The 13667-nt window shown below is 68.4% G+C and carries 10 protein-coding genes; 5 read left to right on the forward strand and 5 right to left on the reverse strand.

Going from position 1 to position 13667, the window contains the following annotated elements:
- Positions 1–8: 8 nt before the first annotated feature.
- On the forward strand, positions 9–515 hold the full coding sequence (locus tag AC1DFR_RS05625; RefSeq protein WP_476855601.1) for a hypothetical protein: 507 nt from the start codon (positions 9–11) through the stop codon (positions 513–515).
- A gap of 60 nt (positions 516–575) precedes the next feature.
- Here the strand turns inward: AC1DFR_RS05625 and AC1DFR_RS05630 are convergent, their stop codons facing one another.
- Positions 576–1649 (reverse strand): phosphatase PAP2 family protein, encoded by a 1074-nt coding sequence (locus AC1DFR_RS05630; RefSeq protein ID WP_476872930.1) that lies wholly within the window; start codon positions 1647–1649, stop codon positions 576–578.
- A 359-nt stretch (positions 1650–2008) separates the two neighbouring features.
- On the opposite strand from AC1DFR_RS05630, the gene AC1DFR_RS05635 reads away from it, so the two are divergent.
- The 4 genes from AC1DFR_RS05635 (at position 2009) to menD (ending at position 9053) form a co-directional block, all read left to right on the forward strand.
- Positions 2009–3046 carry an o-succinylbenzoate synthase gene (locus AC1DFR_RS05635; RefSeq protein WP_476872931.1) on the forward strand — a complete coding sequence of 346 codons (1038 nt, stop codon included), beginning with the start codon at positions 2009–2011 and terminating at the stop codon, positions 3044–3046.
- A 158-nt stretch (positions 3047–3204) separates the two neighbouring features.
- Positions 3205–5301 (forward strand): PhoX family protein, encoded by a 2097-nt coding sequence (locus tag AC1DFR_RS05640; protein ID WP_476872932.1) that lies wholly within the window; start codon positions 3205–3207, stop codon positions 5299–5301.
- Between the two features lie 186 nt (positions 5302–5487).
- Positions 5488–7323 (forward strand): arginine--tRNA ligase, encoded by a 1836-nt coding sequence (argS, locus tag AC1DFR_RS05645; RefSeq protein ID WP_476872933.1) that lies wholly within the window; start codon positions 5488–5490, stop codon positions 7321–7323.
- On the forward strand, positions 7320–9053 hold the full coding sequence (menD, locus tag AC1DFR_RS05650) for a 2-succinyl-5-enolpyruvyl-6-hydroxy-3-cyclohexene-1-carboxylic-acid synthase (protein ID WP_476872934.1): 1734 nt from the start codon (positions 7320–7322) through the stop codon (positions 9051–9053). Before argS ends, menD begins: the two co-directional genes overlap by 4 nt.
- A gap of 81 nt (positions 9054–9134) precedes the next feature.
- Here menD and AC1DFR_RS05655 read toward each other — a convergent pair whose 3' ends face one another.
- The 4 genes from AC1DFR_RS05655 to AC1DFR_RS05670 all read right to left on the reverse strand — a co-directional run bounded on the left by AC1DFR_RS05655 (position 9135) and on the right by AC1DFR_RS05670 (position 13543).
- A complete protein-coding gene (locus tag AC1DFR_RS05655) occupies positions 9135–9911 on the reverse strand; it encodes an amino acid ABC transporter ATP-binding protein (protein WP_028276658.1) in 777 nt (258 codons plus the stop codon).
- Positions 9908–10879, reverse strand: coding sequence for an amino acid ABC transporter permease (locus tag AC1DFR_RS05660; protein ID WP_476851222.1), 972 nt, complete (start codon positions 10877–10879; stop codon positions 9908–9910). Before AC1DFR_RS05660 ends, AC1DFR_RS05655 begins: the two co-directional genes overlap by 4 nt.
- Positions 10880–10914: 35 nt before the next feature.
- Positions 10915–11868 carry an ABC transporter substrate-binding protein gene (locus tag AC1DFR_RS05665; protein WP_476851223.1) on the reverse strand — a complete coding sequence of 318 codons (954 nt, stop codon included), beginning with the start codon at positions 11866–11868 and terminating at the stop codon, positions 10915–10917.
- Between the two features lie 268 nt (positions 11869–12136).
- Positions 12137–13543, reverse strand: a complete 1407-nt coding sequence (locus AC1DFR_RS05670) for an isochorismate synthase (protein WP_476859331.1) — start codon at positions 13541–13543, stop codon at positions 12137–12139.
- Between the last annotated feature and the right edge of the window lie 124 nt (positions 13544–13667).

A 13667-nucleotide genomic window follows, 5' to 3' on the forward strand; every position in this document is an offset into this window, starting at 1 on the left:
AGATGCTCATGTTAGGAAAACAGTCCCGCTGGTTCGCGCCCCTGGCCGCAACAGCGGCTCTGCTATTTGCTGCTTCGCCCGCGGGTGCAACTGTCACACGTCCGCCCAACCCGCCGGATTTTGTTGTTCCGGCCGACCTAGCGTGCGGCTTTGATCTGGGCGTCTCCGGCACCGGCGGAAAGATTACACGGATTGACTTCAAGAACGGCAACTTCTTTCAGGTTGGCAAGGGAGTCATACTGACCTATACCAACTTGAGCAACGGGAAGACGTACAGGGTAAACACGGCCGGAACAGTGGCCAAATTCACCCAAAATCCGGACGGAAAAACTTGGACGTTCAGCGCCGCAGGCCACTTTGGGTTTATCTTCTTTCCGACAGATGCGCCCGGGGCCGGGGCCTTCCAGTACACCGGACAGTTAAAGCTCACCATTGACTCGCCGGCGACCGTGAACGTGCTCTCCGTGGACTCCAGCGGAGGCAAAGCCGTGGACATCTGCGCACGTCTCAAGTAGCTATCGCAGGATCTGCGTGGGCACGGGCGCGCTGTTGTTCCCGGGCCTACGTGCGCCGCGCTAGCGTTCCTGGTGCAGGGGCCTGTCCCGCCGTCGTGGGTCCGGCTGCCGGGCGGCCAGGCCGAACAGCCACACGCCGGCCACCGTTGCGAGGTAGCCGGCAATGACGATCAGGGACGTGCCGGCCCAAAAGTAGCTGGATGTGCTGACCTCCTGGCCGCCCGGGCCGATGCTCAGTAAGGCGACGGCCGCCACCCCGGCCGCGGCGAGACCGGTGAGGACGGGAAGCGCCACCCATACCCTGGCCGAGGCCCAGTGTTCGTTGTAGCCGTTCCAGACGTTCCAGCCCGGGCCCCGGCGGATGATCAGCCAGCCGGCCGGGATCATGAAAGCCCCGACCACCAGGAAGGCCGCCATCACATCGGCGGGCCGGTGCCACTGGTTGATCAGCGTGGACACGCCCGTGGCGACGGCGAAGCTGCCGCCCAGATAGCCGGCCAGCGGCCGCCAGCGCGGCGAAACCATGAGGAACACGGCGGCGGCGGCCGAGGCCGCCATGGTGGTGTGGCCCGAGGGCAGCGAATTCAGCTCCAGCGTCTCAACCCCGCGGTACGGCCGGACCGGAAGCCAGTCCTTCAGGATCTGGGTGGCAAGGTTGGCGCCCACACACGCCGCAATCGCAATCACCGCCGCAGACCAGCGGCGCCGCAAGATGGTGACGAACACGACCACAACCGACGCGATCACCACGGAGAGCGCCGGCAGCCAGTCCAACAGCTTGGTGGCGGCCTTGCCCGCGGTCCCGCTGAGCGCCACGGCTTCCACGAGGGCCGATTCGTCAATGAACTGGCCCGTGGTGGTACGGACAAAGAAGACATAGGTGACGGCCAGCGCGGCCACGCAGGCAACCGTGGCCAGCACGAACAAGGCTGCCGTGGCCTTGCCGGGGGACCACCGCGCCTGCGGATCCGGTGTTGTGCGGTCCCGCGTGCTGCGCTCTGGCGTCTCGGGCGCACTCGCCGGGAGGACTTGTGTTTCCTGGGCCGGGATCTCCCGGGCCTGGGTTCTCTGGGCCTCTGTTTCATAGACCGGGGCAGACGGGTCCCAAGGGGTGCGTTCCTGCCGAAAAGTCATGCCATTAAGAGTCCCATAGAACCCTGCGCGCCAGCTGAAGGGCCGGCGCGCGGCGCGGAGGGTAGTGCCCGTCAATAAACGAGTACTTACTACTGGTGCGCCGCCGGGCCGGGATTTGTAGAGTCGGGTGTGTGCTGGCGCGGCTTGTCCCCGGCACGGCGCTCCTTGAGCGGGGCCGGCGGAGACGAGTTTCCTGGACCAGGGACTCACCCCCAGTCGACGCCGGCCCAATCAAGGTCCATATCCGGCTCCCGGTGCCGCGTTCCCGCGCCCTGCGTCCCCGACCGGTGTCCGGGAAAGCTCCGCTGTACATTTCTCCCAGTGCATTCCCCGCAGTGCATTCCCAGTACAGTGGCTCCATGCCTGCCCTCCCCATGGACCCCCCGGCACGTCCCGCCGCGCCCCTGCCCGGCCTTGATGAACTCCTGGCCGGTGCCCACGTTGTGAGCCTGCCGATGCGCGTGAAGTTCCGGGGCATCCTGCAGCGCGAGGCCCTGCTGCTCCGGGGGCCGCTGGGCTGGGGCGAATTCTGTCCCTTTCCCGAATACGGCGACCCCGAGGCCTCCCGCTGGCTTACGGCCGCCATCGAGGCCGGCTGGGAAGGGTTCCCGGAGCCCCTGCGGGACAGCATCCCGGTCAACGCCACGGTTCCTGCCGTGCCGGCGCACCGGGTGCCCGATATCCTGGCCCGCTTCGGCCGGGTGGACGCGGTCAAAGTCAAGGTCGCGGAGCGCGGCCAGAGCCTGGACGACGACGCCGCCCGGGTGGCGGCCGTCCGGGCGGCGCTGCCGGACGCCGTGATCCGGGTGGACGCGAACGGCGGCTGGGACGTGCCGGAGGCCGTTGCGGCACTGACCCGGCTCGCCGCCGTCGGGCTCGAATATGCCGAACAGCCCGTGCCCGAGATCGCAGGCCTCGCCGAGGTCAGGCGGCTGCTCCGGGCCGCCGGCGTCCCCGTGCTGATCGCCGCGGATGAGAGCGTGCGCAAGGAGGACGACCCCCTCAAAGTGGCGCGGGCCGGCGCCGCGGACCTGATCGTGGTCAAGGTGGCCCCGCTCGGGGGCGTGCGGCGTGCCCTGCGGATCGTGGCGCAGGCCGGGCTGCCCGCCGTCGTGAGTTCGGCGCTGGACACCTCGGTGGGGATCCGGGCCGGACTGGCCCTGGCCGCCGCCCTGCCCGAGCTGCCGTATGCCTGCGGCCTGGGCACGGTTTCCCTGCTCGCCGCCGATGTCACTCACGATCCGCTGGTACCCGACGACGGCGCGATCGCCCTGCGCGACGTCCGCCCGGCACCCGAGCTGATGGCCGAACACGCCGCCTCGCCGGAACGCCGGGACTGGTGGCTGGACCGGCTGCGGCGGGTGCATGCCGTACTGGCCGCATCGACTGCTCCGTAACGGCCCTTCAGGACCTCGAAAATGGCGATTACGGAGCAACCGATGGGTTCGGCGGCACGGCGAAGCATTCACCGGGACTTCATCTGACAGACGCCTCTCGGTAGCCAGCGGCTGGAAGGGTGGGCGCGACCGCAACTCACCCCATGGAAGGTCTCTCCATGTCTGTCACCTCCGGACGCAAATTTTCCCTGCTCCCCATGCTCGGCCACACCAAAGGCAAGCGAAGCCCTGTCACCTGTGCGCTGAAGTGCGACAACGCCTGCTCGGGCGAGGTCTGCAACACCAGCACCAACAGCTACTTCCGGGACATCGCCTCCGCCACCATGTCCCGCCGCGCCGCCCTGGGCTTCGGCGCCGCCGGCGCGCTCGCCGTCGTCCTCGGCAACGCCGTGACGTCCGCTGATAAGGCAGTGGCCGACGGCGGCCCGGGCCTCGCCGCTGCCGCCAAGGACGGGTTTGGAAAATCCAAGCTGCAGTTCACCGCCATCGCTCCGGTGGACGCCAGCGTGGACAAGCTGACCGTCCCGGCCGGGTTCACCTGGCAGCCGGTCATCCGCTGGGGCGACCCGCTCTTCAACGACTCGCCGGCCTTCGACCTGGACCACCAGAGCGCGGCGGCGCAGGCCCGCCAGTTCGGCTACAACAACGACTACACCGACATCCTGCCGATCGATAGCTCCAAGGACCGCCGGGCCGTGCTCTTCACCAACCATGAATACACCAACGAGTCCATCATGCTGCCGGCCGGATTCGACGCCGCCGAGGCCCGCGCGATCGGCCGTGCGGCCCACGGCCTCACGGTGGTCGAGTTGGAGCGTGCGAACAAGAACAAGCCCTGGAGCTACGTCCGGGGCGCCGGGCTGAACCGCCGTTTCCTGACCGACACCACCTACGAGCTCGACGGCCCCGCCGCCGGGTCCCCGCTGCTGAAGACCGCCGCCGACCCCTCCGGCCGGGCCATCCAGGGCACCCTGGGAAACTGCTCCGGCGGCACCACCCCGTGGGGCACGATCCTCTCCGGCGAGGAAAACTTCAACGGCTACTTCGCCGCGCCCGGAACCTCCGACGCCGACAAGCGTTACGGCCTGACCAGCAAGCCCACCGCCCGCCAGTGGGAACTCGATGACCCGCGCTTCGACACCCGCAACCCCGGATATCAGAACGAGGCCAACCGCTTCGGCTGGATCGTGGAAGTGGATCCCTTCGATCCCTCCTCCACGCCCCGCAAGCACTCCGCGATGGGCCGCTTCAAGCACGAGGGCGCCAACGTGATCGTCGCCAAGTCCGGTCACGTGGTGGCCTACATGGGCGACGACGAGCGCTTCGACTACCTGTACAAGTTCGTTTCGGCCGGCACGTACCGGCCCGGAAAGACGGCGGAGGACCGCAGGAACAACCTCACGCTGCTCTCGGAAGGCGACCTGTACGTCGCGAAGTTCACCGGCAATTCCCCGGCCGACGGGTTCGACGGAGCGGGCAAGCTTCCGGCCGACGGCGCCTTCGACGGCGCCGGTGTTTGGCTGCCCCTCGTGGTGGGCGGACAGTCCAAGGTGGCCGGGATGTCCGTGGAAGAGGTACTGGTGTACACCCGCCTCGCCGCCGACAAGGTGGGCCCCACCAAGATGGACCGCTGCGAGGACGTCCAGCCCAGCCCGCACACCGGCAAGGTCTACGTGGTCTGCACCAACAACGCGGACCGCGGCAAGCCCGGCAAGGAAGGTGCAACCGAGGTCAACCCCCGTACCCTCAACCGCGACGGCCACATCGTCGAAATCACCGAGACCGGGGACCAGGGCTCCACAACGTTTGGCTGGAACCTGCTGATGGTCTGCGGCGATCCGGCCAAGAACTCCGCCACCTACTTCGCCGGGTTCCCTGCCAGCCAGGTCTCACCGATCTCCTGCCCGGACAATGTGGCCTTCGATTCCGTGGGCAACCTGTGGATCTCCACCGACGGCGCGCCCTCCAGCATCGGCTACGCCGACGGGCTCTTCAAAGTGACCCTGGACGGTGCCGAACGCGGCAGGGTGGAGCAGTTCCTCGCCGTCCCGCGCGACGCCGAGACCTGCGGCCCGGTCATCCACGACGAGGAGCGAACCGTCTTTGTTGCCGTTCAGCACCCGGGCGAGGAAGGCACCTTCGCCGAACAGCACTCGTACTTCCCTGACTACGTCGCGGCCGGCGCCACACCGAAGCCCGGCCAGGTGCGCGCCCCGCGTCCGTCCGTGGTCCAGGTGTTCCGCACCGGCGGCTAGGTTCCTCCCGCCACGCTCCCTCACGTTTGGCAGGTTTCCTTCCCACGCTCCCTCACTTCCCTTACTTTGGCGGCGGGACGTGAGGGAGCGTCGGGTTTTTGGCGGCGGGACGTGAGGGAGCGTCGGGTTTTTGCCGGCGGGACGTGAGGGAGCGTCGGGTTTTTGCCGAACTGATAATTTGGGACTGTGAATAATCCGGCCGAATTGGTTGTCCCCAGAGTCCAGGCTGCAATTGCCACCGCGTTTGGCGAAGAGTTCCGGCAGACGGATCCGGTGGTCAGGCCCTCCCAGTTCGCCGACATCCAGATCAACGCCGCCATGGCCCTGGCCAAAAAGGCCGGTCTGCCGCCGCGGGACGCCGCCGCCAGGATCGTGGACGCCCTGAACCTGGACGGCATCTGCACCAGTGTGGAAATCTCGGGGCCCGGCTTCATCAACCTGAGCTTTGACGGCACCTGGATCGAGGAGCTGCTCAATGCGGAGTCGGTCCAGGCCGCGTCCCCGGCCACGGCTGTCACGCCCGCCGCGACACCGCAGCGCGTCGTCGTCGACTATTCCTCCCCGAACGTCGCCAAGGAAATGCACGTCGGCCACCTGCGCACCACCGTGGTGGGGGACAGCCTCGTCAAGGTGCTCGAAGCCCTCGGCGACACCGTGATCCGGCAGAACCATATCGGTGACTGGGGCACCCCGTTCGGGATGCTGATCGAACACTGGCTGGAGATCGGCGAGGACTCCCCGGAGGCGGCGCTGCTGGTGGAGGACCCCAGCGCGTTCTACCAGGCCGCCCGGGCCAAGTTCGATGCCTCCGCCACCGACGAGGACGGCTTCGCCACCCGGGCCCGGCTCCGCGTCGTTGCCCTGCAGGGCGGCGACCAGGAGACCTTCGCCGTCTGGCAGCGGCTGGTCGCCCAGTCCAAGCGCTACTTCAACGCCATCTACTCAACCCTCGGCATCAGCCTTACCGATGACCACATCGCCGGTGAAAGCTCCTACGACGCGCATCTGGCACAGCTGTGCCAGGAACTCGAGGAACGCGGCCTGGCCCGGATCAGCGACGGCGCCCTGTGCACCTTCCCCGCAGGATTTACCGGCCGCGACGGGCAGCCGCTGCCGCTGATTATCCGCAAGTCCGACGGCGGCTACGGCTACGGCACCACGGACCTCGCCACCATCCGCTACCGGGTCCGCGACCTGGCGGCCAACCGGATCCTCTACGTCGTGGGCGCCCCGCAGAACGTCCACCTGCGCATGGTCATGGCCACGGCCAGGGACGCCGGCTGGCTTCCGGAGACGGTCGAGGCCGTGCACGTGCAGATCGGCAACGTGCTCGGCGAGGACGGAAAGATCCTCAAATCCCGTTCCGGCGCCCCGGTGAAGCTCATGGCCCTGCTCGAAGAGGCCGTGGACCGTGCCCGCGCCGTCATTGACGCGAGCCGGCCCGAGCTCAGCGAGGCGGAGCGGGCCGTGACCGCCCGCCAGGTAGGCATCGGCGCCGTCAAGTACGCCGACCTATCCACCGGCCACGACACCGAGTATGTCTTCGACTTCGACCGCATGCTCGCCCTCAGCGGCAACACCGGACCCTACGTGCAGTACGCAGCGGCGCGGATCCGCTCCATCCTGCGCAAAGCCGGGGTACTGGAAGAAATCACCGGCGACGGCGGCTCGCCGTCAGCCGGCGCCGCGGGAACTCCGGCGGCCGGCACTCCGGCAGCCGAAGCATCCGGCGGCCCCGCCACGGCGATCGCCGTCGTCGAACCCGCAGAACGCGCGCTGGCCCTGCACCTGCTGGAGTTCGACGCAACGCTGAACAAGGTGCGGGACGCGCTGGAGCCGCACCGGCTCTGCGGCTACCTCTTTGAGCTCGCACAGCTCTTCACTACGTTCTACGACCAGTGCCCTGTGCTCAAGGCCGAGGAATCCGTCAGGGACTCGCGGCTGGCCCTGTGCGCGCTGGCTCTGCGCCGCCTCTCCGGCGGCCTGGAACTGCTGGGCATCGAAACGCCGGAGAACATGTGAGTCCGGCGGATTCCGCTGCCGGCTCATCCGCTCCTGGCGGCCTGACCGCGGTGGAGGCTGCGCGCATCGCCGTCGGCACGTTGCTCGCCGCCGGTGTGCGCCAGGTGGTGGTGTCCCCGGGATCGCGCTCGGCGCCCATGGCCTACGCCCTGGCCGAGGCCGAAGCCGCCGGACGGGTGGAGCTGCTGGTCCGGATCGACGAAAGGTCCGCCGGCTTCACCGCCCTGGGCCTGGCCCTGTCCGCCGGTGCGCCCGCCGCCGTCCTGACCACGTCCGGGACCGCCGTCGGCAACCTCCTCCCGGCCGTCATGGAGGCCAACCACGCCGCGGTGCCGCTCGTGGTCATCTCCGCCGACCGGCCCGAGGAGCTGCGGGGGACCGGCGCCAACCAGACCACCGTGCAACTGGACCTCTTTGGCGACCACGTCCGCTTCGCCGTCGACGTGCCCGCGGGCAGCGATCCGCAGCGCGCCGTCGAAACGGCCCTCAGTGCCGCCACCGGAGCTTTCGAGGACGCCCCGCCCGGGCCGGTGCAGCTGAACCTCGCCTTCCGCGACCCACTGGTCCCGGCCGTGGGCGACGGGCTGCCCGCGGCCGCCGGAGGCGGCATCTACCGGGCCGCCCGGAACCCCCTGGCCCTGGACTTTCCGGCCGCGTCGACGGCGCTGCCGGAACGGCGCACCGTGGTGCTGGCCGGGCACGACGCCGGCCCGGTCGCGGAGGCTTTCGCCCGCGCGCACGGCCTGCCGCTGCTGGCCGAGCCGTCTTCCAACGCCCGCTTCGGCCCCAACGCGGTGGGCCCCTACCGGCTGCTGATCGAGCACTTCGGCGCGGACGCGGCACAGCCGATCGAACGCGTGGTCCTCTTCGGCCGGCCGACGCTCTCCCGGCCGGTGAGCGCGCTGCTGGAGCGGGCCGATGTCCCGTCGGCCCTGTACCAGCCGGTTCCGGTGGCCTGGTACGAACCCGGCCGCCGCACCGAACTGCCGCTGGAAACCCTGGCGGACCTGGCGGACTTCGCCGGCCGCGGAGCTGCCGCCTGGCTCGATGCCTGGCTGCTGGCAGGAGCCGCCGCGCAGCATGCCGTGGACCTGATCCTGGCCGCATCCCCGGCCGCGACCGGCCCGTCGGTGGGCGCCGAAGTCTGGAAACATGCCCGCGGGCAGCTGGTCCTGGGCTCCTCGAACGGGATCCGCGACGTCGACCTCGCCGGGGCGCCGCCCGCGGAACCCCAGGCCACCATGTTCGCCAACCGGGGCCTGGCCGGGATCGACGGCACCACGTCCACCGCCACCGGGATCGCGCTTGGCGGCGGCCAGGAAACCACCGTGCTCATGGGGGATGTGACGTTCCTGCACGACGCCGGGGGACTCCTGCTCGGCGCCGGCGAGGCCGAACCGCAGCTGCGGATCGTGGTGCTCAATGACGCCGGCGGTGCCATCTTCGGGCTCCTGGAGCACGGCACCGTCGCCGCGGCGGGGCGCTACGGCGACGCCGTCGAACGCCTCTTCGCCACCCCGCAGCGGGTGGACCTCGCCGCGCTGGCCGCGGCATACGGCGTCCCGCACCGCCTGGTCGGCACGACGGCGGAACTCGCCGAGGCGCTGTCCGGCCCGCCGGAGGGCCGCAGCATCATCGAGGTGCGCACGGACCGGCACCGGCTCGGGGAACTGCACCGCGCCATCCGGGCCGCGGTGGCCACGGCAGTGGAGGGCCTCCCGCAGACGTAGCGCACGTTTCCGCTACGAAAAAGGGCAGCCGCTACGTGGATCCACGTAGCGGCTGCCCTAAATCGGTGCGGAAATCCGGAACTACAGCACGCGGCTGAGGAACTCCTTGGTGCGGGGGTGCTGGGGATTGGCCAGGACCTCCCGCGGGTCGCCCGACTCCACGACGATGCCGCCGTCCATGAAGGTCAGGCGGTCGCCGACCTCCCGGGCAAAGCCGATCTCGTGGGTCACCACGATCATGGTCATACCCGACTTGGCGAGGTCCTTCATCACGTTCAGGACATCGCCCACGAGCTCAGGGTCGAGCGCGGACGTGGGCTCATCGAACAGCATGAGCTCGGGGTCCATGGCCAGGGCCCGGGCAATCGCGACGCGCTGCTGCTGGCCGCCGGAGAGCTGGGACGGGTAGTGTCCGGCGCGGTCGCCGAGCCCCACCCGGTCCAGCAGCTCCAGGGCGCGTTTGCGGGCGACGGCCTTTGACTGGCCCTTGACCTGGACCGGGGCTTCCATGATGTTCTGCAGCGCGGTCTTGTGCGGGAACAGGTTGAAGCGCTGGAAGACCATGCCGATCTCGCGGCGCTGGGCGGCGATTTCCTTGGTCTTGAGGTCATGGAGCCTGCCCTTGACCTCGCGGTAGCCGATCAGGTCGCCGCCCACGGAAATGCGCCCGGCACTGATGGTCTCGAGCAGGTTCACGCAGCGGAGCATGGTGGACTTGCCGGAACCGGACGGGCCGATCACAACCGACACCTCGCCCTGGTTGACGGTCAGGTCGATGCCGCGCAGCACGTGGTGTGTGCCGTAGTACTTGTGAAGGCCCTCGATCTTGACCAGGGGCTGCTCTGTGGTGATCGTCATTTCGCCTCCTCCTCGGGGAAGTCCATCTTGAGGTCCGGCTCGGCCCCGGCGCTGGGGGCCACGGCTGCGGACGCCTTGGCGGCGGCGGGGTTGATCGCTGCCGGAACCCGGTTGTCCACGCCCTTGCCGTAGTGCGCCTCAATGAAGTGCTGGCCCACCATCAGGATGCTGGTGATGACGAGGTACCAGAAGGCGGCGACAATCAGGAGCGGAATGGGAAGGTAAATCCGGTTGGCCAGGGCGTTGGTCGCGAAGGTCAGGTCCAGTGTGAACGGCACCGCCAGGACCAGCGACGTGGTCTTCAGCATGCCGATTGTCTCGTTGCCGGTGGGCGGCACGATGACGCGCATGGCCTGCGGCAGGATGATCCGCCGCATGATCTTGCCCTTCGTCATGCCCAGGGCCTCGGCGGCCTCACTTTGGCCCTGGTCCACGGACTTCAGGCCGGCCCGGAAAATCTCTGCGAGATACGCGGACTCATTCAGGCCCAGGCCCAGGATGGCCGGGATCAGGCCGTGCGTGGGGTCCGAGGTCACCCAGGTGAAGGTTGCAGGACCAAACGGGATTCCGAGGACGATCGTCGGATAGAGAACTGTGGCGAGCCCCCAGAACAGCAGCTGGGTGTAGATCGGGGTGCCGCGGAAGAACCAGACCCAGGTCCAGCTGGACCAGCGGAACACCGGGTTGTCGGACTGCCGCATGAACGCCAGGAGGATGGCCAGGACGATGGCCAGGACCATGGACGCAAATGTCAGGAACAGGGTCCAGACGACGCCCTGGACCACCTTGGTGTCCAGGATGTAGGTGCCGACGACGTCCCAGCGGAAGTTGGGGTTCGTGAACAGGCTCTGCAGGAAGGCAAGCAGGAAGCCGACGATGATGATGGCGCTGATCCAGCGGCCGGGGTGCCGTACCGGTACTGCATTGTTCAGTACCGGTGCGGCGTGAGGGTCCTGATGGCTGTCCATCTCTGCCCCTGCTGCGGATCCGGTTGTGGGGAGGCTCAAGACGCGACCGCCGGGTTGACCTCGGACTTGGTGATGGCACCGTCGGTGACGCCCCAGCCCTCAAGGATCTTCTTGTAGGAACCGTCTTCCATCAGTTTGGTCATGGTCTTCTGGACGACGTCCGCCAGGGCCGTGTCCGACTTGGCGACGGCGATGCCCTGGGGAGCAGAATCGTAGACTTCGCCGAGCTTCTCGAGCTGGCCGTTGGTCTGGGTCAGTGCGTAGCCGATGATGGGGGAGTCGGCGGCCATGGCATCGATGCTGCCGTTGACCAGTCGGGTGGTGATGTCCGTCTGGGTCTTGAGGGTCACGATGTTAATGGGCTGCTTGCCCTCGGCGGTGCACTTCTTGTTGCGGTCCGAGAGGTCCGGATCTTCCTGGATGGTGCCGGTCTGCACGCCGATGGACTTGCCGCAGAGGTCATCGAGGGAGATCTTCTTGGGGTTGCCCTTCTGAACGGCCCAGCCGGTACCTGCCTGGTAGTAGCTGACCATGTTCACCGCGGCAAGCCGCTCCGGGTTGATCGTGAAGGAAGAGACCCCGAGGTCGTACTTCGGGCCGAGAGCCGGAAGGATGCCGGTGAATTCGGCCGTCTGGACCTGGACCTTCAGGCCCAGCGCCGCGCCGATCGCCTTGGCGATGTCGACGTCGTAGCCCACGGGGGTCTGGCCGTCGGTGCCGAGGAATTCCGCGGGGGCGTAGGAGGTATCCGAGCCCACGGTCAGGGTGCCCTTTGACTTGATCGACTCGGGCAACATGGCCGCCAGGGCGTCGTCCTTCTGGACCGTGCTGGGGTCAAAGCTGGCCGCGGCGCTGCCCGAAGCGGAAGCCGCGCCGGAGGGGCCGGTCTCGGAGGCGTTCGTGCAGGCCGTCAAGGCCAATGCGCCGACGGCGAGCACCGTGGCGACCTTCATTGCGGGGTTGCTCAGGAGCGAAGGGGAGATCTGCATTTTCTTACCTTTTGTTGCCGGAGGGATGCGTAACGAGGCCGATTTATAGTGTATCGCCGAACAAGAGATGTGCGTCACAGAAAACTAAGTTTCACTATTGGATAACTAAACCAGACCCGAATGCAATATCTTTAGTGCCCGATCTGTCTGTGATCCCGGATTCCTGTCCGTTTCGCCAGTTCCTGCGGTGCAAGTCCGACGGCCGATTCGCCGGCCCGGCCGGCGTCACGGGCCCCACCCGCATCTTGGGCCTCGCGAGCCCCGCACACTAGTTGCTGATGCCGAGCGACTCCAGCATCGGCCGGAACTTCGCCCACGTCTCGGCGAGCTCAGTCTCGGGAACCGAGCCGTCCACCACGCCGCAGCCCGCATAGAGCCGGACCGTGTGCGGGGATTCGATGACGGCGCCACGCAGGGCGATGCCCCACTCGCCGTTGCCGGCCGCGTCGAGCCAGCCGACCGGCCCGGCGTACGGGCCGCGGTCCAGGTGCTCGAGCTTGCGGATGAGCGCCCCGGCCACGGTGGTGGGGGTACCGCAGACGGCGGCGGTCGGATGCAGCGCGTTGATCAGGGCCAGGCACGTGGGGACGTGGCCTTCCACCTCAGCCAGCTCAGCCTTGACGTCCGAGGCCAGATGCCACACATTGGGCAGTTCGAGGATGAAGGGCTCGCTGTGCGCGTTCATGGCCTCGGAAAACGGGGCCAGCTGCGTGGTCAGGGACTGGATTGCGATGTCGTGTTCGTGCCGTTGCTTCTCGGAGCCGGCCAGCACCCGTTCGGCGAATTCCAGCGGCGAGCCCGCCATGCCATCGGCGTCGCGGCGGTCCAGGGTGCCGGCCAGGACGCGCGCCTGCGCGGTGCGGCCCTCCACCTGGATCAGCATTTCCGGAGTGGCCCCCACCAGCCCGTCCACCCCGTACGTCCAGCATTCGCGGTACCGGGCCGACAGTTCGCGCAGCACCTCGGCGGCCTTGACGCCGGTGGGGACGGTGGCCACGACGTCCCGCGCCAGCACCAGCTTTTCCAGGGCGCCGGTCCGGATCTCCGCGACGCCGGCGGCAACGGCGGCCATCCAGTCTTCCTCGCTGAGCGAGCCGGTGTGCAACGTTGCCCCTGCGGCCAATGGCAAAGGACGTACGACGGCGCCACCGGCCTGCGCGGGTGCCGGCACCCGGTCATCCACCACGGTCACGCTGGTCCCGGGATTGGCGCTGGCTCGGGGATTTGAGCCGGGATTGGCGCTGGTGCTGTGAAGCCAGCGGTCCAGGGCGGCGCGGGCACCGGCTTCGGTGAGGTCGCCGTCGTCGAACGTGAGCTGGGTCAGCCAGGCCTGGCCGTCACGGAGCCCGACGACGATTTCCGGGACCAGCAGCCGGGACTCATGGGCGGAGGCCTTGGAGAAGGCGAAGGAGCCGAAGGCGACCGGGCCGGTGCCGGGGCAGCCCACACTGTCCTGGATGTCTGCCTCCAGGACCTGGTGGCGCCACCAGATGTCCGCTTCCAGGAACCGCTCGGGTCCGGTGGCGGTGAAACGGGCTATCTCGCCGAAGCCCACGAGACCGGCCTCGCGGCGGGTCCAGCAGAGGACATCGTCCCGGACCAGAAACGACGGCAGGCCCCCGGGGAAAGTTTCGGCATCGAGGGGGACTGTCAAGGTGCGGAACGTGCTCGTCATGATGGCATAACACTAGCCCGTGATCGCCCATTGGGTGGATATACACGGGCCGGCCGGGCCTGTGCGGGGCCGCCGCGGCCGTTGCCGCAGGTGAAAGCCGCGTCAATTGGCGGCCCGTTCGTGG

It is taken from the genome of Arthrobacter sp. 05T410 (assembly GCF_056396505.1).

Bases quoted from the DNA above. Each gene is read 5' to 3' on its own strand.
- AC1DFR_RS05625 (WP_476855601.1), top strand. From the start codon at position 9: ATGTTAGGAAAACAGTCCCGCTGGTTCGCGCCCCTGGCCGCAACAGCG.
- AC1DFR_RS05630 (WP_476872930.1), bottom strand. From the start codon at position 1,649: ATGACTTTTCGGCAGGAACGCACCCCTTGGGACCCGTCTGCCCCGGTC.
- AC1DFR_RS05635 (WP_476872931.1), top strand. From the start codon at position 2,009: ATGCCTGCCCTCCCCATGGACCCCCCGGCACGTCCCGCCGCGCCCCTG.
- AC1DFR_RS05640 (WP_476872932.1), top strand. From the start codon at position 3,205: ATGTCTGTCACCTCCGGACGCAAATTTTCCCTGCTCCCCATGCTCGGC.
- AC1DFR_RS05655 (WP_028276658.1), bottom strand. From the start codon at position 9,911: ATGACGATCACCACAGAGCAGCCCCTGGTCAAGATCGAGGGCCTTCAC.
- AC1DFR_RS05660 (WP_476851222.1), bottom strand. From the start codon at position 10,879: ATGGACAGCCATCAGGACCCTCACGCCGCACCGGTACTGAACAATGCA.
- AC1DFR_RS05665 (WP_476851223.1), bottom strand. From the start codon at position 11,868: ATGCAGATCTCCCCTTCGCTCCTGAGCAACCCCGCAATGAAGGTCGCC.
- AC1DFR_RS05670 (WP_476859331.1), bottom strand. From the start codon at position 13,543: ATGACGAGCACGTTCCGCACCTTGACAGTCCCCCTCGATGCCGAAACT.